Here is a 24,081-nt window from a genome sequence, read left to right as displayed (position 1 = left end):
AGTCTTGCGGGGGAGGTGCCGGACATTTACCCGGTGCCTCTCGGCGTGAGGTGCTCGCCGAAATTATGTTGCGGGTCAGTGTGTTTCGGACGCGGTGGCCGCCATACCGAGGAAGGCGGCCACCACGCCACCGTTCACCAGCAGCAGATCGGTGCCGGTGACGAAGGCCGCGTCGGGGCCGAGCAGGAAGGCCGCTGCGGCGGCGATATCGTCCGGTGTACCCGGTCGCTTTACCCCGCCCGCTGCGACTGACTCGCGCACCGGGAGCGTCCGGGCGCCGGAACGGAATCCGGTACCCGGGCGCTTGCCCTCTGGTGCCTGCATCTGGTCGTCGGCCTTCGGTGGAACCCTTGTGCAATGCTCTACCGATAGGTATACAGTAGACATATCTATTCGACCTGCGGCAGGTCGTTCGGTAGCAGGAGGTGGCACCCGGAACGGACTGTCACGTCGCCCTATTCGGCCAGCTCGGACGGCGCGGCAAGGCCGCGGGCACCGCTGTCGTCGAAGCCGGTGCTCGGGCCGGCCACCGGACAGGTCGAAACGACCATCCGGCGAATTGAAAGGACGCTGATGACTGCGCTCGACTACAAGGCGATCGACGTCGACAACCACTACTACGAGCCACTGGACGCGTTTACTCGGCACCTGGACAAGAAGTTCCGGCGGCGGGGTGTGCAGATCGTCCGGGACGGCAAGTACCACACGGCGATCATCGGCAACCGGGTGAGCCGGTTCATTCCCAATCCGACCTTCGACCCGATCATCGTGCCGGGCTGCCTGGATCTGATCTTCCGCGGTCAGGTCCCCGAGGGCGTGGATCCGGCGACGCTGATGCAGGTCGAGAGCCTGGAAATGCGGCCCGAATACCAGGATCGGGATGCCCGCGTGACCGTGCTCGACAAGCAGGGCATCGAAACGATCTTCATGTTCCCGACCTTCGGCTGCGGTGTGGAAGAGGCCCTCAGGGACGATGTCGAGGCGACGGCGGCGTCCCTGCACGCCTTCAACCTGTGGCTGGACGAGGACTGGGGTTTCGATCGGCCGGACCACCGGATCCTGTCGGCCCCGATGATCTCGCTGGCCGATCCGGCGGCCGCGGTCGCCGAGGTCGATTTCGTGCTGACTCGTGGCGCCCGCGTCGTCCATATCCGGCCCGCTCCGGTGCCCGGTGTCGGCAAGCCGCGCTCGCTCGGTGACCGATCGCACGATCCGGTGTGGGCCCGACTGGCGGAGGCGAACGTGCCGGTCGCATTCCACCTCGGCGACAGCGGATATCTGAAGATCGCCGCCATGTGGGGCGGTAAGGACACATTCGAACCCTTCGGGCCAGGGGATGCGCTGGACAAGATCCTCGTCGACGACCGTGCCATCCACGACACCATGGCCTCGCTGATCATCCACGGTGTCTTCGATCGGCATCCGAAGCTGCGGGTAGCGAGTATCGAGAACGGCTCGGACTTCGTGCACCGGCTGGCCAAGCGGATGAAGAAACTGGCCAACCAGTCGCCGCGCGCATTCCCGAACGATCCGGTCGACACCCTGCGCGAGCATGTGTGGCTGGCCCCGTACTACGAGGACGATCTGCGGTTGCTCGCGGAAAAGATCGGCGCCGAGCGCATCCTGTTCGGTTCGGACTGGCCGCACGGCGAAGGGCTGGCCGAGCCGGTGGCCTTCACCGACGAGTTGACCGGCTTCGCCGCGACCGACGTGCGAAAGATCATGCGCGACAACGCTGTCGAATTCCTGGGGCTGCCCGTCGCAGCCAACGCGTGAGATCGAGGCCGCGTTGACCGAATGGAATATCGGGGCCGTCTTCGACGCTGTCGCGGCGGCGGTGCCGGACCGGACGATGACCGTCTGCGGCGACCGGCGCAGCACCTTCGGCGAGTCGGCGCTGCGGATCCGGCGGTTCGCGAACTTCGTCGCGGCCCGCGGTTTCGGTGAGCACACCCCGCGGCATCGGCTCGATCGGTGGGAGTGCGGTCAGGATCGCATCGCCCTGCTCATGCGCAACGACCTGTATCTCGACACGCTGATCGGGTGTGTGCAGGCACGCGCCGTCCCGGTGAATATCAACTACCACTACACCGCGCGCGAGATCCGGGAACTGCTGGCATATGTCCGGCCGCGCGGCATCGTCTACCGCCGGTCGTTCGGTCCGGTGGTAGCCGAGACCGCGCCGGGCGACGTGGAACTGCTGATCTCGGTCGACGACGGTAGCGATGCCACCGAGCCGGCGGGCACGGTGGCGTTCGCGGACGCGGTGCGTCTCGGTGACGCCGAACAGGTCATCGCGACGACACCGGACGATCTGGTCATGTTGTGCACCGGCGGCACGACCGGACGGCCCAAAGGTGTGCTGTGGCGGCAGAGCGATCTGTATGTGTCATCCATGAACGGCGCCGATCACGACTCCGCGGTGGCGCTGCACGATCTCGCGCGGATGACCGGGCAGGTCTGGTTCGCGGTGTCGCCGCTCTCGCACGCCGCGGGCATCATGACCGCGCTCGCGGGACTGCTGGCCGGGCAGACGGTCGTGTTGTACGACGATCACAATCCCTTCGATCCACGCATCGCGCTGGAAACCGCACAGCGCGAAAACGCGGCGCTGATGACGATCGTCGGTGACGCCTACGCCGGACCGCTGGTGCGCGAAATGCACACGCGCCGTTACGATCTGTCGTCGTTGCTCGTGCTCGGGACCGGGGGAGCGGCGACCAACCCGCTGCACAAACGGCAACTGCTCGAGTTGCTGCCGCACGTCATGCTCGTCGAGGGCTATGGCGCGTCGGAGACCGGCGGTATGGCCTTCGGACGTAGTCGGCACGGCGCCGAGGTCGAGACGTTCGATCCGGGTCCTGGCGCGACCGCGGTGTCGGCGGACCGCACTCGTTTTCTCGCGCCCGGTGACACCGAGATCGGGTGGGCGGCCAGAATCGGCCGGGTTCCCCTCGGCTATTTCGAGGACCGCGCGGCCACCGAACGGACATTTCCGGAGATCGATGGGCAGCGCATGGCCATCCCCGGCGATCGGGCGAGTGTCGATGTCGACGGCACTCTCCGACTGCTCGGCCGCGATTCCCTGGTCGTCAATACCGGCGGTGAGAAGGTCTTCGTCGAAGAGATCGAGGAGGTGCTGCGGGCGCATCCGGGGATATTCGACGCATTGGTGGTAGGGCGGCCGAGTCCGCGCTGGGGTCAGGAGGTCGTCGCTCTGGTGTGCCCGCGGGCGGGGGCGGACATCACCGATGTGGCACTGCGGCAGGTGTGCAAACTCGAGCTGGCCGGCTTCAAGGTGCCCAAGGAATTCATTTTCGTAGCGGAGATCCGACGCCTGGGAAACGGTAAGCCAGATTATCGCTGGGCCGCGAAACGGGTGGTGCCGGGCGATCGCGGAGGAAATTGGGGCATGACTGTGCGCAAAGTAATCGACTGCCTGGTGAACGTGCATTTCGGTGAGCGAGACCAACCGGACTGGATGCTGAAGGTCCGGGACGACTATTTCAGGGGACCGGCGTCGTTGTACGCGCCGGTCGATCTCGCCGAATTGCTCGACGAGATGGACGAGCAGGGTGTCGAAAAGGCGGTCCTGATGTATTCGATGGCGAAACCGTCGAAGACCGCGTTGAAATTCACTGAAGCGCGGCCGGACCGATTCGGTCTGGCCATCAACGGGGTCGATCTCCTGCATCCGATTTCATCTCTGCGTGAACTCGATGCGCTGGTGAAAGATCTGCCGGTGGTCTACACGACGGCGGGGCCCAGTTTCTGGGGCGACGGCCGGTACCCGCCCACCGATGCGGTCTACTATCCGCTGTACTACAAATGTGCCGAGCTGGGTCTGCCATTGTGCATGAATACCGGAATACCGGGACCGCCGATTCCGGGTGAGGTGCAGAATCCCATCTACCTGGATCGGGTGTGCTTCCGATTCCCGGAGCTTCGGCTGTGCATGATCCACGGCGCCGACCCGTGGTGGGATATCGCGATTCGGCTGCTCATGAAATACGAAAATCTTCGGCTCATGACCTCGGCTTGGTCGCCCAAGCGGTTACCGGAAAGTTTGGTGCATTTCATGCGGACCCGGGGCAGGCAGAAGGTGATCTTCGGCTCGGATTGGCCGGTGCTTCGCATGAGCAGGGTGGTGCCGGAGGCGCTGGCGCTCGACCTCCCCGAAGACGTGCTGGACAACTATCTCCACAACAACGCACAGGAATTCTTTTTCGGTGACCGTGCGGTCGCCGGCTGAGCCGCGCGCCGGAACGAGGAGCAAGGGAAATATGGACCGCTACGAATTACGCAGGCAGGATTACAGCCTGTCGGAAGACCAGACGGAACTCCGAGCGGTGTACGCGAAGTTCTTCAAGAGCCGGTGCCCGCTCGAGGTCGTACGTGCGGCCGAACCGACCGGTTTCGACAAGAATCTGTGGGAGCAGCTGTGCGGTACCGGCGCGACCACCATGGCGCTGCCCGAGTCCGTGGGCGGTGACGGTGCGACACTGGTCGACCTCGCCCTCGTCGCGGAGGAACTCGGCCGCGTCATCGCGCCGGCGCCGTGGATCGATCATGTCTGCGCGGCGCGTTTGCTGGCGCGGCTGGACGCATTGCGGCCCGATGCCGACGGCGTGGCCGATGTGGTCGAAGGCAGACATATGGTCGCGCTGGATCCGCGTATCGACGCCGTAGCCGGGATCCGGCTCATTCCGGCTGGGGCGGTCGCCGATCGGATCATCGTCCGCGACGGCGACGATGTCGTCGCGCTGACCTTCGCCACCCGGCCGGGGAAGGTCGACAATATCGGCCGTCTGCCCATGGCGTGGGTCGACCCGGCGGCCGCCGACCGACGGACCGTGCTGGCCAGTGGTGCCGAGGCGCTCGCGCACTATGAGCGCGCCCTCGATGAATGGCGGGTGCTCACCTCGGCCGCGCTGGTCGGGCTCGTCGAAGAGACGATGCGCATCGCGGCCGACTTCGCGAAAACCCGCTACACGATGGGTGTTCCGATCTCGACCCTGCAGGGCATCTCCCATCCGCTGGCAAATATCGCGATCGTCGTGCAGAGCGGGCGCAACCTGGCCCGGCGCGCCGCCTGGTTCCTCGAATACGAACCTGATGTCCAGCCCGGACTCGCGGCGGCGGCGTTCGTGTACATGGCCGAGGAGGCCGCCAAGGCGGCCACCATGGCTGTGCACGTCCAAGGTGGACTGGGTGTGACGACCGAGTCGGCCGCCTCGGCCTATTTGGTGCGTGCCCGGGGCTGGCCGCTGGCGGCGGGCGATCCGGGCGCCAGCGCCGTGCGAGTGGCCGAACTGTTCGCGCGGGCCTAGGGCGGAGCTACCGATGGACTTTTCTCTCGTTGAACTCTCCGCCGAGGATGCGGCTTTCCACGACCGAGTGCGCAAGTTTCTCGAGACCCACGTCACCGAGGAGGTGCGCCGCCGCGATCGCGAAACCGGCGACAACTTCGACGCGGGCGTGCACCTGGCCATGGGCGCCGAAGGATGGCTGACGGCCGAGATGAATACCGGCGCCGACGGCGGGATGACCCGCGTGCAGCGGCGCATCTGGGATCTGGAGAAGCGGCGTGTGCACGTGCCCTGGGTCACCTGGGGCACCACCATCATCGTGGCGCAATCCGTCGAGCAGTTCGGATCGCCCGAGCTGCGCGAGGAGGTGTTGCCGCGTGTACTCACCGGCGAGGTCCGGTTGTGCCTGGGCTACACCGAGCCCGAGGGCGGTTCCGATGTCGCGGCGTGCAAGACCCGCGCGGTCCGTGACGGGGACAAGTGGGTCATCAACGGCGCCAAGATGTTCACCACCGGCGCGCACAACTGCCAGTACGTCTTCCTGATCACCAATACCGATCCCGAGGCGCGAAAACACAAGAGCCTCACCATGTTCCTGGTCCCGTTGGACACCCCGGGCATCGAGATCCAGGGCATCCGGACGGTGGACGGTGACCGCACCAACATCGTCTACTACAGCGACGTCCGGATCGATGACAAGTATCGGCTCGGCGAGGTGAACGAGGGCTGGCGCGTGCTCATGGAGCCGCTCAGCGTGGAGCACGGGGTGGTCGACGTTGCCGCGGACGGCCTGCAGGATGTGTCGGTCCTGGTGCATCAGGGCCTGGTGATGGCGGCGTCGGCGGACAAGGTGGCGGCGATAACCGCACGACGCGGTCCGGACGGCCGTCGGTTGCTCGACGACAGGTCGGTGGGGTATCGGCTCGGCCGCAGCATCGCCCGGATGGAGGCCGCGCTGTCGGCGCCGAATATGTTCGGCCGGGTCGCGATCGCACAGGCGATGCGTGATATCGCCCCCGATCTGATGGACATCCTCGGCTCCGCCTCGGCCTTGCCGATCGACACCGACGGCGCCATCGACGAAGGCGGCGCCGAATACATCTATCGCTGGGCGCCGCTGTGCGGAATCTACGGCGGCACCCTCGAGGTCTTCCGCAACCTGATCGCGCAGCACGTGCTCGGCCTCGGACGTCCCAACTATGCCGCGCCGGCCAAGCCGAAGACGGGCTGAAAAGCAGTGTGCGGCGATGCCGGCACGACACGATCGTCGGGCGGCGAGCCGATCGGGTTTCGGCGGCCCTCGCCGAGATCCGGGCGCTGTCTTTCGCGTCGCCGCCGTCCTTCCATCAGGGTCGCCAGACCGGTGCCATAAATATTACTGTAAATATGTCAGTATCGGATCTCGAGACTGGAGGTGCCACGTGAAGGTTCCCTTCACCTGGAAGGTCACCGGGTGGTTCATGGTGGGGTGGTCGGCCGAATTTCCGCAAGGTGAGGTGCGACCGCTCCGGTACTTCGGCGAGGATCTGGTCGCCTACCGTGACGAGTCCGGGGAACTGCATATCTTGACCGGGCACTGCCGGCATCTGGGTGCGCATATCGGCTACGGCGGCAAAGTGGTCGGCGACTGCGTCGAATGCCCGTTCCACGGCTGGCGATGGGGCCCGGACGGCACCAATCGCCGCATTCCCGGCGCGGACCGGACGAACCGCGGTCTGCGGCTGCGGGTGTATCCGGTCAACGAGCAGAACGGCTGCGTGTTCATGTGGCATCAGCCCGACGGCAAGGCACCGCAGTGGGAAATGCCCGATATTCTGCGGCTGTTCCCGGAACTCGGGACCGACCCGGAAAACTTCTACCGTCCGTATCCGGAATTCTCCCGCAAGACCGAACGCGAGCCGGTGCATCCGCAAGTGGTGCTGGAGAACGGCCCGGACAGTCTGCATTTCGAGTATGTGCACGGCGCCACCGTCACCCCGCGAATGCTCGACTACAGCGTCGTCGACCACACTTGGAACTTCCTCACCGGATGGCCCGACACGCGCAGCGACGATCCGGACAAGATGGCCCTGAAGATCCACGCGCAGATGTTCGGTCTCGGCGGCTCCATCAGCGCGTTCGACGGATCATCCAAGCATCGGCTCATCTTCGCCACGACGCCCGTCGACGACGAATGCTCGGATCTGTTCTATTCGATCTGGTGGCCGCGCAATCCGGGCGACGATTCCGATGTTCCGCCGCCGGCGGTTCGCGAGCGCGTCGAGAGGCAGTTCCTCGTCACCGTGTGGGAAGACCTGAGCATCTGGCGTCATCAGAAGTACGTCGAACGCCCGCCGCTTTCACCCAGGGACGCGAAACCGTATCTGTCGCTTCGCAAGTGGGCAACCCAGTTCTACGATGTTCCGCCGGTCGGCACCGCGTGAGTCGGCCCGCGCTGGCGGATCTGGTCGCGCCCGACCATACGGCCATCGTCACCCAGGAGTGTCAGGGTGCGGTCGTCGGTCCCGATGCAGGTCTGCCCGCTCTGGCCGATGAGGCGCGCCGCGAGGCACTGCCCAATATCGGCACGTTGCTACCCGCGGCGCGGGCGGTTGGAGTTCGGGTGGTGCACTGCCTGGTATCGCGGCGGGCCGACGGCCGAGGTTCCAATCACAATGCCAAACTCTTTGCTATCGGCCGCCGCAGTGTCGCGGTGACTCCTGGCAGTGCCGCAGCCACGCTGCTGCCGGAACTCGGGCCGGAACCGAGCGACCTGGTTCTCACACGTGGACACGGCCTCGGCCCAATGGGCGGCACGGATCTGGACGCGGTGTTGCGCAATCTCGGTGTCTCGACCATTGTCGCGGTCGGGGTGTCGCTCAATGTGGCCATCCCCAACCTGGTCATGGACGCGGTCAATGCCGCCTATCGCGTTGTGCTGCCACGCGATGCGGTAGCGGGGGTGCCGCGCGAGTACGGAGCCGCCGTCATCGAGAACACGCTGTCCCTATTGGCCACCGTGACCACGACCGAGGACCTACTGCAAGCCTGGGGGCGATAGGGATGCCGCGCGGCCGAGGTTGATCCCGATTCGGCCGACGGCTGGAACCGATCTCACTCGTGTCGCACCCGCTGACCGATGCCCGCCGCGGCTAGTGCCCCGTCCAGATAGGTTGCCGCGCTATCAGATCCGGCTCGCTTGCCGAGCGCAGTCGAAACGCTGCACCACACGCCCGCGGCACCGTCATATGACTGCGCTCGACGGATCTCGATACCTCACAAGCTATCTGGATGCGGCACTAGCAGGCCGATCGTCGCCAGTTTCTGCGCCGGTGGCTTTCGGTGCAGAGATCAGGTGGTGACGATTGTTGCCCCGGCGGTGCCAGGAGCGCCGTAGAGAAGCGCGAAGCCGGACTTGGGATCACCGGACACCTGACGGTCGCCGGCGGTCCCGCGCAGTTGCAGGACGAGTTCGTGGAGCTGGCGCATTCCCGAAGCGCCGATCGGTTCGCCGTTCGCGATGAGTCCGCCGTCGGTGTTCACCGGCATCGAACCGGAGATCTCGGTGACGCCGTCGGCGATCAGCTTCTCCTGGTCGCCGTCGGCGCAGAATCCGGCCTCGGCCATATGGATGACCTCGGCTCCGGCATCGGTGTCCTGGAGTTGGAGGACGTCGATGTCCTTCGGTGCGATACCCGCGGACTCGAATGCCGCGCGGGATGCGTAGACCGAGGGGGACGCGTCTTCCTGCACCGGCGCATATGTCGTATTGACCTCGTACGCACCGTATTTACGCGTCCGCACCTCGACAGCGCGCACGTATATCGGCTTGCTGGTGTAGCGGTGGGCGATGTCGGCTCGGCACATGATCACGGCGGCGGCGCCTTCGTCCGGCGCGCAGAACATGTAGTGGGTCAGTGGGTAGTTGAGCATCGGCGCGGCGAGGATATCCGCCTCGGAGACTGCCTTGCGGCGGAAAGCGTTCGGATTCAAAATGCCGTTGCGGTAGTTCTTGGCGGCGACCTTGGCCAGGGTCTGCACGGAGATCCCGTGGTCGTGCAGGTAGCGGTTGGCCTTCATCCCGAAGAACTGTGTGGTCAGGTATTGTCCGTTCTCGCCATACCACTTGGGCATACCGACCAGAGTGGGGTCGACGGTGAACGCGCCACGTGGATGCTTGTCCATGCCGATCGCGATTCCGATGTCGTACTTGCCGAGCCGGATTCCGTCGGCGCAGGCTTCGGTGGCGCTGGCCGAGGTAGCGCAGGCGTTGAAGACATTGGTGAAGGGGATACCGGTCAGTCCCATCAGGCTCACGATCGCATCGGGATTGGCGACCTCCCAACTGCCACCGACGGCGAACTGAATGTCTCGCCATTCCAATCCGGCGTCGGCGAGTGCGGTGCGAATGGCGTCGGTCCCCATCTGCATCGCCGTCTTGCCTTCGAAGCGGCCGAATGGATGCATACCCACGCCGATGATCGCTACATCGTTGGTCATGTGAAACATCCTGTCCCTCAGGCTGGTTGGAAGGCGAAGGTGAGCACCTCGTTGCCTTCGGGGTCGGTGCCCAGCGGCACGGTCGTCAGTGCTACTTCCATTCCGAATGCCAGCTTGTCCGGGTCGTTTTCGGTAAGCCGGCCTTCGATCCGGATGACGTCGTCGAGCTGGACCAGACCGACCCCGAAGGGAACGAAGGTCTTCGGCGTCTCGTCCCCGAGATAGGGCGCCCCTGGGAGGAACCCCTGGGTGGTCCAGGCCACCAGGGTTCCGCTGCGTGGCAGCGTGATCGGTTCGATCGACTGCCGGCTGCACCGCGGGCACAGGTCCTGGATCGGGAAGACGGTCGCACCGCACTCGCCACATGATCCGCCGACGAGCCGGAAGTCTTCGTCCGGCCAGTTGGAGATCTCCGGGGCAATCATTCTCCGCATATTCGTTCCTCTAGCTTGTAGATGTTTCTACAGTAAGCCATACCGGAAGTGGCGCCACAACCATTGGCCGGGCGGGTCGGGTCGTCGACGACGGCATTTGCGACCGCTTCCGGACAGGGTGCTTGCAACCTCTTCTGGAGAGCATTACTGTATCTATTTCGATAGTAGTGGCGAGCGGGTGGTGGAATCATGACGTCGAAAGTGCCTGCCGGATTCGAGGACCTCCTGCTGCGCCCGATCGTCGGCGTGCTCGCAACCGTGACCCCACACGGGTCCCCGGATCAGACACCGATGCGGTTCACCTGGGATGGCGCACATCTACGCATGAGCCATACGATTCCGCGGCGGAAATTCACAAGCCTGCAGGCGAACCCCAACTATTCCTTCCTCATCACCGATCCGGACGCCCCTTCCCGGGTCTTGGAGGCGCAAGGATGGCTGGTCACCGTGGAAGGCGATGAGCGCGGCTCGTTCTATTCGACGTTGAACGAGTTGTACGGCGAAACCGAGAACGGCCTGCCCGCCGACGTGGACGATCGGGTCGTCCTGCTTCTCGATGCAACCAGGTTCACCGCCAAATAGACTGTGTGCCTGGCATTTACGCCGTTCGGGCGGCTCGGCCAGGCGCCGTGAAGGAGACAAGACATGACGCAGCCGATAGACGCCCCGATCTTCGATGCCGACTCGCACATGTACGAGACCGCCGAAGCGCTCACTCGATACCTGCCCGAGCAGTACCGGCGGGCCGTCCAGTACGTCCAGATCGGACGCCACACCCGGATCGCCATCAACGGCCGGATCACGGATTTCATCCCGAACCCGACCTTCGATCGGGTCGCTGCGCCGGGCGCGCACGAGAAGTTCTTCGCCGGTGCGAACATCGAGGGCCTCACCCTCCGGGAAATGCAGGGCCCTGCAATCGAAGCGCCCGCCGCTACCCGCAATCCGGAAGACCGGATCATCGAACTCGACCGCCAGGGCGTCCGCGAAACGCTCAACTATCCGACACTGGCGAGCCTCGTCGAGCACTCCGCGGCCGATGATCCCGAGCTGACGCTGGCCATCATCCACGCGCTCAACCAGTGGATGCTGGAACACTGGACCTTCGCCTACCGGGACCGGATCTTCAGCACGCCGATCATCAACTGCGCTGAAGTCGACGGCGCACAGCGGGAACTCGAATATCTGCTCGAGAACGGGGCGAAGGCGGTGCTGATCAAGCCTGCACCGGTGAAGAACCACCGCGGATGGCGCTCGCCCGCACTGCCGGAGTTCGATCCGTTCTGGCGCGACGTGGAGAACGCGGGCCTGCCGATCGTGCTGCATGCCAGCCAGCCGCCGCTCGACGAATACATCAACAAGTGGGAACCGCCGGCCACCGAGAACTTCATGGCCATGAGTGCATTCCGGTGGCTGGCGCTCGGGCATCGGGAGATCTCCGACATGATCGGTAGCCTGATCTGCCATGGCACGCTCACCCGATTCCCCGAGCTGCGCATCGCCAGTGTGGAGAACGGCAGTTCGTGGATTTATCCGCTCTTTCACGACCTGGCAGACCTGACCGAGAAGATGCCGCAGAACTTCCCCGAAGACCCGCTGGAAGTCTTCCGGCGCAATATCTGGATCAGCCCGTTCTGGGAGGGATCGGTCGCTGATGTCGTCGCGACGGTCGGCTGGGACCGGGTGATGTTCGGCTCGGATTACCCGCACCCCGAGGGACTCCCGGAGCCGAAGGGCTACTGGAAGTACGCCGAGGGAATGGACAAGCGTCGCACCTGGGACTTCATGGGCGACAACGCGCGCCGATTCATGGGGTTGCCCATCACGAATCCCGATCCGGCCGCGCAGCATCCGCCGGTGTTGGAGAGCAGCCGGTGAGCACGGTGGGTTGGTCGGCGGAGTTCCCCGCCGGGAATGTTCGGCCGCGCCGGCACGTCGGTGCGGCCGGTCGCCTACCGTGACGCGTTGGGCCGCGGGCAACGGAGTACAGACTCTGCGACGAAGACTTAGCTTTGGTGATTCAGCAAGTCTGTTGTGCTGCTGATTGATTCGGTCATTGGGGATTTTCTGGAATACACCGGGGATGGGCGTGGAGCCCCGGGTAGATGAGTTCTTACCACAGCCTTCGTCCACCTGAAGGACTCCGCGTGATCACCTATCGTGCCGTGCTCGACGTCCCACGGGAACTGGTCGGCTATTTGTCGCGGTTGTTGACCGCCGAGCGACGCGCGCGAGTCACCCCCCGCGGCAGTCGGGCCCTGTCGTGCTGGAAGCGATCCCCGGCCGCTGCAGCATAATTCGACAGCCGCGACACCCAGCTCCTGTCATCCCCTGTTATGGCTCGATCGTGAGCTGTTCGATGAGGGTTCCGTTTCCGTTGAGGGTGAACTGATAGCGGAGGTCTACGGTTCCGCCGGGGAAGTTGCCTTCGAGGTGCTGCGTGACCACGTAGTGGGTGTTGTCTATGACCTGGGCAGCGATGGGCTCGATTGTGTAGGTGTACTCGGTGGAGGATTGGCCGAGCCACTGCTCGATGGCTGCGATGCCGTGGTAGATGTGGCCGTCGTCGACGACTGTGGCCTCATCAGTGAATGCCGTGATGGTAGTGGCGCTGTCATGAGCGCGGTGTCCGCCCGTGTAGCGGATGATGATCTCGGGCAGCGAGTCCAGGGTGGTGGTCTGGGACTGGGTGTCGCGCATGATATTTCCTTCGCGATGTGGTGGATCAGATGGTGGGGATGGTGCCGCCGTCGATCACGTACTGCGCGCCGACGATGGAGGCGGCACGGTCGGAGGCGAGGAAGGCGACGAGTTCGGCGACTTCCTCAGGCAGGTTGGGGCGCCCGAGAGGGATGCCGCCGAGTGAGTCCATCAGCCTTCCACGGGCGGCGTCGCGGCTGATGCCGGCTTCGTCGGCGATGCGGACGATCAGATTGTCTGCGGCGATGGTCTGGGTGAAGCCGGGCGAGACGGCGTTGACCCGGATGCCTTGCGGGGCAAGCTGATTGGCTAATCCTTTGCTGTAGGTGGCGAGGGCGGCCTTGGCTGCGGCGTAGGCTAGGGTGCCGTTCCACAGCGGCATGCGGCCCTGGATTGATGTGACGTGCACGATCACGCCTTTGCCTGCCTTGATCATGGTGGGCAGCAATCCACGGTCCAGACGTACCGCCGCCATCAGGTTCGTGTTCAGCTCCCAGGCCCAGTCCTCGTCGCTCAATGCGGCGAATCCGCCTGCGGGAGCGTTGGATCCACCGAGGGTGTTGACGAGGATGTCGACGCCGCCGAGGCGATCGGTCGCCTCGGCAATGACCGCCGCAGCGCCGTCGGCGGTGCTCAGATCGGCCGCGATGAACGTCTTCTCCTCGACGTCCTGGGGGCGGCTGCGGGCGGTGACGAGCACAGTGGCGCCCGCTTCGCGTAGACGTGCCGCAATCGCCGCGCCGATGCCCTTGGTCCCTCCGGACACCAAGGCGCGGCGGCCGTCGAGGGAATCGCTGATGGATACGGTCATCGAAGTCCTTTCACGGGCGGTCCGCTGAATACATGCCTCAGTTACTGCTATTATAGAAGTTACTAACTTTGAATTTAGCAGTAACTCGGGAGGTTGTCATCTTGGCCGGTCGTATCAGGGCAGAGGATCGGGAGTGTCCGCTATCGACGACAGTGGATCAGGTCGGCGAGTGGTGGACGCTGCTGATCCTGCACGATGTCTTCGATGGCTACACCAGGTTCGACCAGTTCCAAGACAACCTGAACATCTCGTCGAGCATGCTCACCAGTCGGTTGAAGGGGCTGGTCGCGGACGGCCTGCTGGAGCGTCGGCCGTACCAGACCAATCCGGTGCGCTATGAGTATGTACTCACCGACCTGGGACGCTCACTGCGCCCGGTGATCGTGGCCCTGGCCGCGTGGGGTAACGCGCGGCTCACACCCGCGGAACGCAGCATGATCCTGGTCGACGCCGAGACCGGCGAAGAAGTGGAACCCGTCGTCATCGACGCGAAAACCGGTCGCCGCCTCGACGACAGCGCCGCCTACGTCTTCGCCTCCGGCCCCGCTGCCAGCCCTGCCATGCGCGATCGCTACAAGGGCCGAATACCTCCACGCGCGAAGCCGGACTGATCAAAGCCGCACGCCCGACAATCGCAGTATCGTCGGTTGGTCACTGCCAGCGTGATGTCGCCTCATCAACGACGCCGAAGCGCTGCCTCGCTGCCGATGAGGGACAGCTCCCGCGCCAGCTGGTCGGGGACGGCGGCTGCGGCCTGTTCTTTGTGTCCGGCGAGGAAGTGTTCCTGGATACGTGCGGCGGCATCGGCGTAGCCGTAGCGAATCATCAACTCGTTGTAGGAGTTGTTGCCCTTCGCGCCCATACCGCCGATGTACAGCGCGAATTGCCGTTTGACGACAGGGAAGTGGCGTTCCGCGCCCGGGCCGATGGCCAGGCGGGGCCGGCGAATAGCGTGAGCGGTCCCAGTGCCGGTCGCGTCGGGCGGTTCCGACCCGCAGGCCCGCGCCCCACATCTGCTCGAATTTATCCGGATGGAACATGACCGGCAGCCATCCGTTGGCGATCTCGGCGGTGAGTTCGACGTTCTTGGGTCCCAGCGCCGCCATGACGACGGGAATGTGCTGCCGCACCGGACGATTGATGAGTTTCAGTGGTTTACCGGTTGGGGTGCGGGTGAAGATCTGCAGCACGGCCCGCGCCCAATTCGAGGGTGGCGGGCCGGGCCGCCAGATAGCCGAGTTGGCTGACGGCATCGAAACCGTAGACCTCGGCGCCGAATGCGATGTGAGGCCCACATGTTCCTGCGCGACGATTTCCGCTACCGCGTCGACGAAGTCGTCGGCATGGTCGACCTGGATACCGGTCCGCGCGAGTGTCAGTCGCTGGATGGCAGTGCTTTGGCCTGCTCGATTTCCAACGGTGTGTCGTGCACGGCGAGCGTGCCGGATCCGGGTCGGGTGACGAGGATTTCGGCCCCGGTCTCGTGGACGTACCGTTTCCCGAGGGCGGTGCCGTCGGCGAACCTCGGGTCGAGGTCGGTAGTGGTCTTCTCGGCTCCGATGGGCACCATCGGGACGCCGCCGCAGCGCAGCCCGTCGAGGGCGTCGGTGGCTCTGATGACGATTACCTGGGTTTCGCAGACCTGGCTTTCCAGCCGGGCGCCACTGTTGATCACGATACTTCCTCGACGGTCGGGGTGAGTTCTTCGATCAAGTTGCGCCGCAACACTTTCCCGGTCGGCGTGCTGGGCAACTGATCGCGGAATACGATGCGGTCCGGTGTGCGTGACCCGCGGAGGTTGGCACGGACATGGTCGCGCAGTAGTTCCGGTTCCGGGTTGCTGCCGTGCGCCGGAACGACAACGGCGACGATGATCTGGCCCCACTGCGGGTCGGGGACGCCGATCACCGCGGCCTCGTGGACGTGCGGGTGTTCGACGAGCACATCCTCGAGTTCGGCCGGTGCGATGTTCTCACCGCCCCGGATGATGGTGTCGTCGCTGCGGCCGCCCAGGAACAGGTAGCCCTCGTCGTCGAGGGCGGCGAGATCGTTGGTGGGGAACCAGCCGTCGCCGTCGAGCACGGAACCGATATCGGCGTAGGAGCCCGACACCTGGGGGCCGCGGACGAACAGCGCGCCGGTCTCACCGGGGGCGGTGATCGTGCCGTCCGCGGCACGGATCTGCAGTTCGATGCCGGGGACCGCGCGCCCGACCGAGCTCAGCCGTTTCGCGACGGCGGGATCGTCGGCGTGGTGCGCGCTGCGGTGATCCTCGGGGGTGAGCACAGCGATGGTCGAACTGGTCTCGGTCAGGCCGTAGGCGTTCACCAGGCCGACATCGGGGAGCAGCTCGAGCGTCTTGCGCACGAGCGGCAGCGGTGCTTTCGAACCGCCGTAGGCGAGGGTACGCAGGGTCGGCAGTGCCACCGGTGTGGCGTCGAGCGTGCTGACGATCCGATCGAGCATCGTCGGCACCACGGTGGCATTGGTGATCTGCTCGTCGTTTACCAGTCGAATCCACTCCTGTGGCTCGAACTGCCTGAGGTACACCATCTTTCGTCCGGCGTAGAGATTCGACAGCGCCGCGCCGATGCCCGCGATGTGATACGGCGGCAGACAGATCAGCGCGGCGTCGCCGGGCTCGGCGGAGCCGAAGTCGACGGTGCCTAGGACGTAGCTCGTCAGGTTGGCATGGGTCAGCTCCACCGCCTTCGGACGTGCGGTCGTACCAGAGGTGAACAGCACGACCGCAACGTCCTCCGGTGCGGCCTCGACGATCTCGGTCGCCGAGCCCGCGGCGCGGGTGGCGGCCAGGAACAGATCGGTGTCGACGATCTGTTTGCCCGCACCCTCGAACGCCTCGGCGTATTCGGCGTCGACCACCACCAGCGGTGCGGGCAACCTGTCGATCAGCTCGCGCAGCGCAGCCGCGCTGAGACGGTAGTTCAGCGGAGTGAAGGCGCGTCCCGCTCGGGCGGAGCCGAACAGCAGCAGAGGCACCATGACACCACCGGTGCCGACATATGCGACGTTGCCGACGCCCGACGATCCGATCAGTCCCGCCGCGCCGCGGGCCATGGCGCCCAGTTCCGCGGTGCTGACCCGAACAGCGCCGGATGCCACCGCGAGCCGATCGGGATCGTCGGCCTCGACCATGTCGAGCAATAGCGAAATGCTCAAAACCTCAGCTCGCGTTCTGGGCGGTGGCAGCTTTGATCTGCGACTGGAACTGCCGAAGCTTCTCCTCGGGCGCGGTCGACTTGTGGCTGCGAGCTCGGATGCTGACATCGTGGTCCGCGGCAGCGGCGCGCAACGCGCCGACGGTGGCCTTCTCCCGCGGCACATGGGCGAACGGGTCGAAGGAATACCAGCGCATCGCGTTCAGATGCGTCATCTTGTCTATCTCGTCGTCGGGCACCTGCTCGCGCTGCAGCACCTTGTGCAGCGCCTCGGGCGCGTCGGGCCACATGGAGTCGCTGTGCGGGTAATCGGCTTCCCATGAGATGTTGTCGATGCCGATTTCGTTGCGCAGCCGCACCCCGATCGGATCGCTGATGAAACAGGTCAGGAAGTGGTCCCGGAAAACCTCCGACGGCAGCTTGCCGCCGAAGTCCTGCAGGGTCCACACCGAATGCATTTCGAAGGTGCGGTCGACGCGTTCGAGGAAGTACGGAATCCAGCCGGTGCCGCCCTCGGACAGTGCGATCTTCAGATCCGGATAGTCCTTGACGGGCTTGGACCACAACAGATCCGCGGCGGCCTGCACGATATTCATGGGCTGCAGGGTGATCATCACATCCGGCGGCGAGTCCACCGCGGGAATCGACAGCCGTCCCGATGATCCGATGTGGACGCTGCACACGGTGTCGGTGTCGACCAGGGCCTGCCACAGCGGATTCCAGTACGGGTCATGGAAACTGGGGTAGCCCAACGCCGCCGGGTTCTCCGTGAACGTCAGCGAATGCACACCCTTGTCCGCGCATCGGCGCACCTCTGCGGCGCACAGTTCGGCGTCCCAGATAACGGGCAGCGCCATGGGAATGAAGCGTCCGGGATAGGCCCCGCACCACTCATCGATGTGCCAGTCGTTGTATGCCCGCACCAGCGCCAGCGAGAAGTCCGAATCGTCGGTGGCGAACAGGCGGGCCGCGAAGCCGGGGAACGATGGGAAGTTCATCGACGCCAGAATGCCGCCGGCGTTCATGTCCTTGACGCGCTCGTCGACGTCGTAGCAGCCGGGCCGGATCTCGTCCAACCCTTCGGGTTCGAGCCCGTACTCCTCTTTCGGCCGCCCCGCCACCGCGTTGAGCGCCACATTGGGGACCACGATGTCGCGGAACTTCCACATGTCCGCGCCGTCGTCGGTATGTATCAACCGCGGCGCGTCGGCGGCGTACTTGTCGGGCAGGTGGTTCTTGAACATCTCCGGCGGTTCGATGATGTGGTCATCGACGCTGATCAGGATCATGTCGTTCTTATCCACGTCCACACTCCTTCGAGGATGTTTACAGTATGGCTTACAATATAGCCCATGGTTGGCCTTTGCGAGATGGGTGCAGGGCGTTGGGTCACAGGACCGCGCCCGAATCCTTGGCGGCGACGATGTCGTCCCAGTCCATGCCGAGTTCGAGCAGGATGGTCTCGGTGTGCTCGCCGTACTCCGGCGAGCGGCTCGGTGGTGCCGGAGTTTCGTCGAATTGCACTGGGGCGCTGACGGTTCGGTAGGATTTACCGGCGCTGTCGGTCAATGTCATCAGATAGCCGTTGGCGGCAACCTGGGGTCGTCGAGCACCTCCTGTGGACTGGCGATGGTCGCCCACACGCCCGGTTCGTCGGCGAGGATCTTCTGCCATTCGGCGAGATCGCGTTCGGCGAAGGTTTTGCGGAGCTCGGCGGTGGCGGTCTCGTGGTTGACAACTAGATTCGCCAGTGGGACGAACCGTTCGTCGGTGGCCATATCGGCTCGGCCGATGCGTTCGCAGAATCCGCCCCAGTACCGGTCGGCCTGCAGCAGCATCATCTGCACCCAGCGGCCGTCGCGAGTCTTGTACCGGTTGACCGCGGGATTGAGGGCGGTGCCCGCCGGGTTCGGCGGAATCCGGTCGATGTCGTAGTAATCGGCCGCCGCGATATCCGGTGCCACCGCCCACATGCCTTGCGCCAGTAGGGAACTGTCGACGATCGGCGCGTGTCCGGTGCGCTCCCGGTGGAACAGGGCTGCCGTGACGCCGCCCGCCAGGGTGATGCCGCCTTGGAGGTCGCCGAACGCCGGTCCCTGGGCCACGGGGTATTCGGCGTCGGGCGGGGTGAGGGCGTAGGCGACGCCGGCGCGCGCGAGGTAGCTGGCACCGTCGAATCCGCCGCGCTCGCGTTCCGGTCCGCGACTGCCGTGGCCGCTGCCCCGGGCGATGATGATCTTCGGGTTGAATTCGCGAATCCGGTCGATGGACAAACCGGCCCGTTCGAGCGGTGCGGGCAGCCAATTGGTCAGGAACACATCCGCATTCGCGATCAGCTTGCCCAGGATCTCGTGTCCGCGCTCGGATTTGATGTCCACGCCCATGCTGCGCTTGCCGTGGTTGCCGAGTTCCATCATGTAGTTGGCCTGCACCGGCGACCGTGCGGGATCCAGGCCGCCGACCACCAGGGCGCGACACGGATCGCCGCCCCTGGTGTCCTCGATCTTGATCACATCTGCGCCCCAATCCGCCAGTGCGGCACCGGCGCTGGGCACGTACGTCCACGACGCCAGTTCGACTACCCGAACGCCATTGAGCAGACCCGACATAGGAGCTCCCTTTCCTGCGATTGCTCGCCGTCTTGAAGTAATATACGGTAATGCTTACAGTTAAGCATCCAGGATGAGTAATTCCGACGGGCCTCGGACAACGTCGTCCAAAGGGGATCAGGGTCGCTTCTCGCGTTCCCGAAGCTCACCGTCTGCCGCGCGCGACGGCGGTGACGCTCGGAAACTGCTGCCGGTGCATGCCGGATGATCAGGAGGACATGTGAGCGAGCGAACCGACCGGCACAGTGCGCCTTCGCGTACGGCGGAGCCGAGCGTCGGCGGGGTGCAGTCGTGAGCGAGATCGTCGGGGAGACTTCGGTGCCCATTATCGAGTTGGGGCACCGCGCCGCCGAGCGGGCCGAATTCCGGATGCTCATCGACGGCGAATTGGTCGCGGCGGCCTCGGGTGCCGCATTCGACAACGTCAGCCCCGCGACCGGTGAGGTGCTCGGCGGCACGGCCGCCGCCGGTTCGGCGGATATGCGGCGGGCGATCGCGGCAGCGCGGCGGGCCTCCGACGAAACCGACTGGTCGACGAATCGGGCGCTGCGGCAGCGGTGCCTGGATCAGCTGCAGCAAGCCCTGGAGGCCGAAAAGCACGAGTTGGGAGAGGAACTCGTCGCCGAGGCCGGATGTCCGGCGATGACGCTGCGCAATGCGCAACTGGACTGGCCGCTGGCGGAGTCCCTGCGCTATCCGTCGCGGTTGATCGACGAATTCGGCTGGGAGCGCGTGCTCGACGGCGGTGGCCTGTTCGGTGACCGCAACGTGCGCACCGTGATACAGGAACCGGTGGGTGTGGTCGCGGCGATCTGCCCGTCGAACTTCCCGCTGGAGGTCGCGCTCAACAAGCTCGGCCCGGCGCTGGCGGCGGGAAATACCGTGGTGCTCAAGCCGGATCCGAATACGCCGTGGCACGCCACTCGACTCGGGCGGCTGATCGCCGAGGGCACCGATATTCCGCCGGGGGTCGTCAATGTCGTCCCCACGCCGTCCAACGAGGTCGCCGGACTGCTGGCGACCGATCCGCGGGTGGACATGATCTCGTTCACCGGTTCGACCGCGGTCGGGCGCACGCTCATGCGGTTGGGCGCGGACACCATGAAGCGGACATTTCTCGAGCTGGGCGGAAAGTCGGCGCTGATCGTCACGGACGACGCCGACCCGGTGGCGGCACTGCGCAGCGCGGTCGGCGTCTGCGTGCACGCGGGTCAGGCATGCGCCGCGACCAGCCGGATGCTCGTGCACCGGTCGAAGTTCGACGAGATGGTCGCGAGCGTGGCGGCGGCCTTCGAGGCGGTGCCGGTCGGTGATCCGGCCCTGCCGGAAACCCTGGTGGGGCCAGTGGTAAGCGCGGCGCAGCGCAGCCGCGTCCTGGATGCGTGCACGCGTGCGAGTGTCGACGGCGCCCGCCTGGTCACCGGCGGGGCTGCGGTGCAGAACCTGCCGCCCCAGCTGGCCGGTGGTTACTTCGTCCAGCCGACGGTATTCGTCTGTGACGATCCGAGCCTGCCGATCGCCCAGGAGGAGATCTTCGGTCCGGTCCTGGTGATGATGCCGTTCTCCGACGACGAGGAGGCCGTGCGCATCGCCAACGACAGTGCCTACGGCCTGGCCGGCGCGGTGCTCTCGGGATCGATGGAGCGGGGCGTGGGTATCGCGCGGCGCATCCGGACCGGAGCGATCGGTGTCAACGGCGGCATGTTCTACGGCTCGGACGCCCCCTTCGGCGGCTACAAGAACAGCGGAGTCGGCCGCCAGTGTGGCCTGGAGGGTTTCCAGCAGTACCTGGAGACCAAGACCATCGGCAGCCGAATTCCTCGGCGGCACTGAAGAATTCGCAGCGCCGCAACTATCGGAGCGCGGCCCACCACTGAATGACGGAAAGGGTGTAACCCGTGGGGAAATTGGACAACAAGGTCGCGGTGATATCGGGCGCCGCACGCGGGCAGGGACGATCGCACGCGGTCAATCTGGCCGCCGAGGGCGCGAGCATCATCGCCTTGGACATCTGCGCCGACCTCGAGGGGAATACCTACCCGCTGGCCCGTCCGGAGGATCTGGAGGAGACGGCACGGCTGGTCGAAAAGGAAGGCGTCCGTGTCCATCCCGTGATCGTGGACGTGCGGGAACGCAGCGCGGTCTGGAGTGCGATCGCGGCGGGTGTCGAGGCGCTCGGCCGGCTCGACATCGTGGTTGCCAATGCCGGGATCTCCGCGATGGGCAAGGGCCAGACCATGCAGTCGTGGTCGGATACCGTCGATACCGATCTGGTCGGGGTGTTCAATGTCATCCAGGCCAGCATTCCGTACCTCGGTGCCGGAGCGTCCATCATCGCGACCGGATCGCTGGCGGCCCAGCTGGGCAGTTCGACCAAGCAGGGGCCCGGTGGCTCGGCGTACAGCTTCGCCAAACAGGTTGTCGCACACTATGTCAACGACTTGTCGATCCAGTTGGCGAAGAAGTCGATCCGGGTCAACGCGGTGCATCCGACCAATGTGAATACCGACATGCTGCACAACGAGGGCATGTACAAGGTCTTCCGGCCCGATAAGGAGGCGCCGACCCGCGAGGACGCCGAGGTGGCATTCCCGGCGATGCAGGCGATGCCCATCCCGTACATCGAACCGCAGGACGTCTCCAATCTCGTTGTCTTCCTGGCCGGTGACGACGCGCGTTACATCACCGGCAGCCAATTGCGGGTAGATGCGGGCGGTTTCGTCAAAGCCGTGCCATGGGGCAGAGGCCGATGAACGAGACCGCGACCACCTATCGGCTGTTCCGCTGCGTCATCTGCGGATTCGAATACGACGAGGAGCTGGGCCGGCCCGACGACGGTATCGCGCCCGGCACCCGGTGGGACGAGATTCCGGATGACTGGACGTGTCCGGACTGCGGGGCCGAGAAGTCCGATTTCGAAATGGTAGAGGTGCCATGAGTGGCGCATCGCGTAGCCGTTCCGTGAGGGATGGTGGTCGGTCGACGGGTGGGCACGTCCCCCGCCGGGGGCGGGTCGTTATCGCCGGAACCGGGACCACCGGAGCGACTGCCGCGGAGACCAGCAGAGTTTCGCGGGATCCATCGTCCTCATCGGCGACGATTCTTCGGCACCTATCGCGACGGTGTCGATCTCGTCGAGATGGCGGACGCGGCAGGCGATTCGGTGTACCACCGGTGACCGCGTCGCGCGAGCGAACATACGCGCTCCTCGACGATGGTCTGTACTGTATTGCTAACTGTAATGTTTAAGAACACACTCGAGAACGCTGCGCCCGAGGGTGCGGCTCGATAGCTCAGAGGTTGAGAGATATGGCCGAACCCGTCATCGTCGGTGCCGTCCGGACTGCGATCGGACGATCATTCAAGGGGGCTCTGGCGAATGTGCCTTCGGAAACCCTGGCGACCACGATCCTGCCCGAGGCGGTTCGCCGGGCCGGTATCGATCCGGCCGCCGTCGACGACGTCATTCTCGCCGAATTGAATTACGGCGGTGGTGATTTGGCACGCCACGCCGCCGTGGCCGCCGGCATGTTGACCGTGCCGGGCCAGGCGGTCAATCGGCACTGCACCGGCAGCCTCACCGCGATCGGCAACGGTGCCGCGCACATCGTCTCGGGAATGGAACGGGTGATCGTCGCGGGCGGTGTGCAGTCGCTGTCGACCGCGCCGCTGATGCGATGGCGGGTGCCGGGCCGAGCCGAGCTCGAGTTCATCGAGCCGTGGATGCCGCCTTCGCACCCGGAAACCCCGGACGCGCCCACCCTGGACATGGCGATCACCGTGGGCTGGAATACGGCGAAGAAGGCCGGCATCAGTCGCGCGGAGATGGACGCGTGGGCGCTGCGGTCGCATCAGCGCGCAGTGGCCGCGATCGATGCCGGGAAGTTCGTCGACGAGATCGTGCCGATGAAGATCCAGCAGCTCGACGGTTCGGTGATCGACTTCGCGGTCGACGAATTCCCGCGCCGCGATACCACTTCGGAGCGACTGGCGGCCTTGCCCGTGCTGCATCCCGAGATCGAGGGCTTCTCGATCACGGCCGGTAACAGCAGCGGGATCAACGATGCCGCCGCGGCAGTGACGCTGGTCGGCGACGACTACGCCGCGGCCGAGGGGCTCGAGGTCCTCGGCACGGTGCGGGCCTGGGCAAATACAGCCGTCACTCCGGCCGACAATGGGCTTGCCGCGGGCAAGGTGATCGGCAAGATCCTCGACCGCGCGGGCCTGAAGCCCGCCGATGTGGCGCTGTGGGAGATCAACGAGGCCTTCGCATCGGTGCCGATCGCCGCGTGCCGCGAGCACGGACTCGACGAAGAACTGGTGAACTTCTCCGGCAGTGGATGCAGTCTGGGCCATCCGATCTCGGCTTCCGGTGCCCGCATGGTGACCACCTTGCTCTATGAACTGCGGCGGCGCGGCGGCGGCATCGGCGTCGCCGCGATGTGCGCGGGCGGCGGCCAGGGTGGCGCGCTCATCGTGGAGGTCTGACCTCGCTCCGGCCGGGCGCCGGCTCGCGACGAGCGGTCGGACGTCCGGCTGCGGTGCTCATACTGAAATGCT

General features: G+C 65.3%; 21 protein-coding genes and 4 pseudogenes. 14 read left to right on the top strand and 11 right to left on the bottom strand.

Annotation, left to right across the window (positions count from 1 at the left end; all coding sequences use genetic code 11):
- Positions 1 to 75: 75 nt before the first annotated feature.
- Positions 76 to 261 (bottom strand): annotated as a pseudogene (locus ACIBW7_RS34590) (SDR family oxidoreductase); the annotation flags it as partial.
- A 312-nt stretch (positions 262 to 573) separates the two neighbouring features.
- Between ACIBW7_RS34590 and ACIBW7_RS34585 the strand changes: the two are divergent.
- The 7 genes and pseudogenes from ACIBW7_RS34585 to ACIBW7_RS34555 all read left to right on the top strand — a co-directional run bounded on the left by ACIBW7_RS34585 (position 574) and on the right by ACIBW7_RS34555 (position 8,349).
- Positions 574 to 1,776 carry an amidohydrolase family protein gene (locus ACIBW7_RS34585; RefSeq protein ID WP_397053786.1) on the top strand — a complete coding sequence of 401 codons (1,203 nt, stop codon included), beginning with the start codon at positions 574 to 576 and terminating at the stop codon, positions 1,774 to 1,776.
- Positions 1,777 to 1,789: 13 nt separating this feature from the next.
- Positions 1,790 to 3,376 (top strand): annotated as a pseudogene (locus ACIBW7_RS34580) (AMP-binding protein); the annotation flags it as partial.
- A 36-nt stretch (positions 3,377 to 3,412) separates the two neighbouring features.
- Complete coding sequence (locus ACIBW7_RS34575; protein WP_397053941.1) at positions 3,413 to 4,252, top strand: amidohydrolase family protein; 840 nt, start codon at positions 3,413 to 3,415, stop codon at positions 4,250 to 4,252.
- Between the two features lie 31 nt (positions 4,253 to 4,283).
- On the top strand, positions 4,284 to 5,330 hold the full coding sequence (locus ACIBW7_RS34570; RefSeq protein ID WP_397053784.1) for an acyl-CoA dehydrogenase family protein: 1,047 nt from the start codon (positions 4,284 to 4,286) through the stop codon (positions 5,328 to 5,330).
- Between the two features lie 13 nt (positions 5,331 to 5,343).
- Positions 5,344 to 6,540, top strand: a complete 1,197-nt coding sequence (locus ACIBW7_RS34565) for an acyl-CoA dehydrogenase family protein (protein WP_397053782.1) — start codon at positions 5,344 to 5,346, stop codon at positions 6,538 to 6,540.
- A gap of 190 nt (positions 6,541 to 6,730) precedes the next feature.
- Entirely contained in the window at positions 6,731 to 7,732 is a 1,002-nt protein-coding gene (locus tag ACIBW7_RS34560; protein WP_397053780.1) for an aromatic ring-hydroxylating dioxygenase subunit alpha, read from the top strand.
- The gene (locus ACIBW7_RS34555) at positions 7,729 to 8,349 is read left to right on the top strand and encodes a cysteine hydrolase (RefSeq protein ID WP_397053778.1); all 621 of its coding nucleotides are present in this window, start codon (positions 7,729 to 7,731) and stop codon (positions 8,347 to 8,349) included. Before ACIBW7_RS34560 ends, ACIBW7_RS34555 begins: the two co-directional genes overlap by 4 nt.
- Positions 8,350 to 8,639: 290 nt before the next feature.
- Here the strand turns inward: ACIBW7_RS34555 and ACIBW7_RS34550 are convergent, their stop codons facing one another.
- Together ACIBW7_RS34550 and ACIBW7_RS34545 are read right to left on the bottom strand one after the other, a co-directional pair.
- Positions 8,640 to 9,788 (bottom strand): thiolase family protein, encoded by a 1,149-nt coding sequence (locus ACIBW7_RS34550; protein WP_397053776.1) that lies wholly within the window; start codon positions 9,786 to 9,788, stop codon positions 8,640 to 8,642.
- Positions 9,789 to 9,805: 17 nt separating this feature from the next.
- Entirely contained in the window at positions 9,806 to 10,222 is a 417-nt protein-coding gene (locus ACIBW7_RS34545) for a Zn-ribbon domain-containing OB-fold protein (protein WP_397053774.1), read from the bottom strand.
- A gap of 189 nt (positions 10,223 to 10,411) precedes the next feature.
- Between ACIBW7_RS34545 and ACIBW7_RS34540 the strand changes: the two genes are divergently transcribed.
- A complete protein-coding gene (locus ACIBW7_RS34540) occupies positions 10,412 to 10,804 on the top strand; it encodes a pyridoxamine 5'-phosphate oxidase family protein (RefSeq protein WP_397053772.1) in 393 nt (130 codons plus the stop codon).
- Positions 10,805 to 10,867: 63 nt separating this feature from the next.
- On the top strand, positions 10,868 to 12,100 hold the full coding sequence (locus tag ACIBW7_RS34535) for an amidohydrolase family protein (protein ID WP_397053770.1): 1,233 nt from the start codon (positions 10,868 to 10,870) through the stop codon (positions 12,098 to 12,100).
- 456 nt (positions 12,101 to 12,556) lie between these two features.
- On the opposite strand, the gene ACIBW7_RS34530 is transcribed toward ACIBW7_RS34535, so the two are convergent.
- Positions 12,557 to 12,922 carry a nuclear transport factor 2 family protein gene (locus ACIBW7_RS34530; RefSeq protein WP_397053768.1) on the bottom strand — a complete coding sequence of 122 codons (366 nt, stop codon included), beginning with the start codon at positions 12,920 to 12,922 and terminating at the stop codon, positions 12,557 to 12,559.
- A 25-nt stretch (positions 12,923 to 12,947) separates the two neighbouring features.
- On the bottom strand, positions 12,948 to 13,733 hold the full coding sequence (locus tag ACIBW7_RS34525) for an SDR family oxidoreductase (protein ID WP_397053766.1): 786 nt from the start codon (positions 13,731 to 13,733) through the stop codon (positions 12,948 to 12,950).
- Between the two features lie 101 nt (positions 13,734 to 13,834).
- On the opposite strand from ACIBW7_RS34525, the gene ACIBW7_RS34520 reads away from it, so the two are divergent.
- Entirely contained in the window at positions 13,835 to 14,344 is a 510-nt protein-coding gene (locus ACIBW7_RS34520) for a winged helix-turn-helix transcriptional regulator (RefSeq protein ID WP_397053764.1), read from the top strand.
- A gap of 65 nt (positions 14,345 to 14,409) precedes the next feature.
- On the opposite strand, the gene ACIBW7_RS34515 is transcribed toward ACIBW7_RS34520, so the two are convergent.
- The 6 genes and pseudogenes from ACIBW7_RS34515 to ACIBW7_RS34490 form a co-directional block, all read right to left on the bottom strand.
- Positions 14,410 to 14,595, bottom strand: coding sequence for a hypothetical protein (locus ACIBW7_RS34515; RefSeq protein WP_397053955.1), 186 nt, complete (start codon positions 14,593 to 14,595; stop codon positions 14,410 to 14,412).
- Between the two features lie 109 nt (positions 14,596 to 14,704).
- A pseudogene (locus ACIBW7_RS34510) lies at positions 14,705 to 14,986 on the bottom strand (LLM class flavin-dependent oxidoreductase); the annotation flags it as partial.
- Positions 14,987 to 15,108: 122 nt separating this feature from the next.
- Entirely contained in the window at positions 15,109 to 15,408 is a 300-nt protein-coding gene (locus ACIBW7_RS34505; protein ID WP_397053762.1) for a hypothetical protein, read from the bottom strand.
- On the bottom strand, positions 15,405 to 16,913 hold the full coding sequence (locus ACIBW7_RS34500; protein WP_397053760.1) for a class I adenylate-forming enzyme family protein: 1,509 nt from the start codon (positions 16,911 to 16,913) through the stop codon (positions 15,405 to 15,407). The genes ACIBW7_RS34505 and ACIBW7_RS34500 overlap by 4 nt, the downstream gene beginning before the upstream one ends.
- A 4-nt stretch (positions 16,914 to 16,917) precedes the next feature.
- Complete coding sequence (locus ACIBW7_RS34495) at positions 16,918 to 18,216, bottom strand: amidohydrolase family protein (protein WP_397053758.1); 1,299 nt, start codon at positions 18,214 to 18,216, stop codon at positions 16,918 to 16,920.
- A gap of 85 nt (positions 18,217 to 18,301) precedes the next feature.
- Positions 18,302 to 19,521: pseudogene (locus ACIBW7_RS34490) on the bottom strand (CaiB/BaiF CoA transferase family protein).
- Between the two features lie 369 nt (positions 19,522 to 19,890).
- Between ACIBW7_RS34490 and ACIBW7_RS34485 the strand changes: the two are divergent.
- The 4 genes from ACIBW7_RS34485 to ACIBW7_RS34470 all read left to right on the top strand — a co-directional run bounded on the left by ACIBW7_RS34485 (position 19,891) and on the right by ACIBW7_RS34470 (position 24,009).
- On the top strand, positions 19,891 to 21,354 hold the full coding sequence (locus ACIBW7_RS34485) for an aldehyde dehydrogenase family protein (RefSeq protein WP_397053939.1): 1,464 nt from the start codon (positions 19,891 to 19,893) through the stop codon (positions 21,352 to 21,354).
- Between the two features lie 65 nt (positions 21,355 to 21,419).
- Positions 21,420 to 22,274 carry a mycofactocin-coupled SDR family oxidoreductase gene (locus ACIBW7_RS34480; protein ID WP_397053756.1) on the top strand — a complete coding sequence of 285 codons (855 nt, stop codon included), beginning with the start codon at positions 21,420 to 21,422 and terminating at the stop codon, positions 22,272 to 22,274.
- Positions 22,271 to 22,459 carry a rubredoxin gene (locus ACIBW7_RS34475; RefSeq protein WP_397053754.1) on the top strand — a complete coding sequence of 63 codons (189 nt, stop codon included), beginning with the start codon at positions 22,271 to 22,273 and terminating at the stop codon, positions 22,457 to 22,459. The genes ACIBW7_RS34480 and ACIBW7_RS34475 overlap by 4 nt, the downstream gene beginning before the upstream one ends.
- Positions 22,460 to 22,830: 371 nt before the next feature.
- Positions 22,831 to 24,009: a thiolase family protein gene (locus ACIBW7_RS34470; RefSeq protein WP_397053752.1), complete on the top strand. Its 1,179-nt coding sequence runs from the start codon at positions 22,831 to 22,833 to the stop codon at positions 24,007 to 24,009.
- Positions 24,010 to 24,081: the final 72 nt, after the last annotated feature.

Source organism: Nocardia sp. NPDC049526, assembly GCF_044465765.1.
GTDB lineage: Bacteria > Actinomycetota > Actinomycetes > Mycobacteriales > Mycobacteriaceae > Nocardia.
This window is presented reverse-complemented; position numbering and strand designations above follow the sequence as displayed.

Excerpts from the sequence above, each read along its gene's own strand:
- ACIBW7_RS34585 (WP_397053786.1), top strand. The coding sequence starts at position 574 with ATGACTGCGCTCGACTACAAGGCGATCGACGTCGACAACCACTACTAC.
- ACIBW7_RS34575 (WP_397053941.1), top strand. The coding sequence starts at position 3,413 with ATGACTGTGCGCAAAGTAATCGACTGCCTGGTGAACGTGCATTTCGGT.
- ACIBW7_RS34570 (WP_397053784.1), top strand. The coding sequence starts at position 4,284 with ATGGACCGCTACGAATTACGCAGGCAGGATTACAGCCTGTCGGAAGAC.
- ACIBW7_RS34565 (WP_397053782.1), top strand. The coding sequence starts at position 5,344 with ATGGACTTTTCTCTCGTTGAACTCTCCGCCGAGGATGCGGCTTTCCAC.
- ACIBW7_RS34550 (WP_397053776.1), bottom strand. The coding sequence starts at position 9,788 with ATGACCAACGATGTAGCGATCATCGGCGTGGGTATGCATCCATTCGGC.
- ACIBW7_RS34545 (WP_397053774.1), bottom strand. The coding sequence starts at position 10,222 with ATGCGGAGAATGATTGCCCCGGAGATCTCCAACTGGCCGGACGAAGAC.
- ACIBW7_RS34540 (WP_397053772.1), top strand. The coding sequence starts at position 10,412 with ATGACGTCGAAAGTGCCTGCCGGATTCGAGGACCTCCTGCTGCGCCCG.
- ACIBW7_RS34535 (WP_397053770.1), top strand. The coding sequence starts at position 10,868 with ATGACGCAGCCGATAGACGCCCCGATCTTCGATGCCGACTCGCACATG.
- ACIBW7_RS34530 (WP_397053768.1), bottom strand. The coding sequence starts at position 12,922 with ATGCGCGACACCCAGTCCCAGACCACCACCCTGGACTCGCTGCCCGAG.
- ACIBW7_RS34525 (WP_397053766.1), bottom strand. The coding sequence starts at position 13,733 with ATGACCGTATCCATCAGCGATTCCCTCGACGGCCGCCGCGCCTTGGTG.
- ACIBW7_RS34515 (WP_397053955.1), bottom strand. The coding sequence starts at position 14,595 with ATGGGCGCGAAGGGCAACAACTCCTACAACGAGTTGATGATTCGCTAC.
- ACIBW7_RS34485 (WP_397053939.1), top strand. The coding sequence starts at position 19,891 with ATGCTCATCGACGGCGAATTGGTCGCGGCGGCCTCGGGTGCCGCATTC.
- ACIBW7_RS34475 (WP_397053754.1), top strand. The coding sequence starts at position 22,271 with ATGAACGAGACCGCGACCACCTATCGGCTGTTCCGCTGCGTCATCTGC.
- ACIBW7_RS34470 (WP_397053752.1), top strand. The coding sequence starts at position 22,831 with ATGGCCGAACCCGTCATCGTCGGTGCCGTCCGGACTGCGATCGGACGA.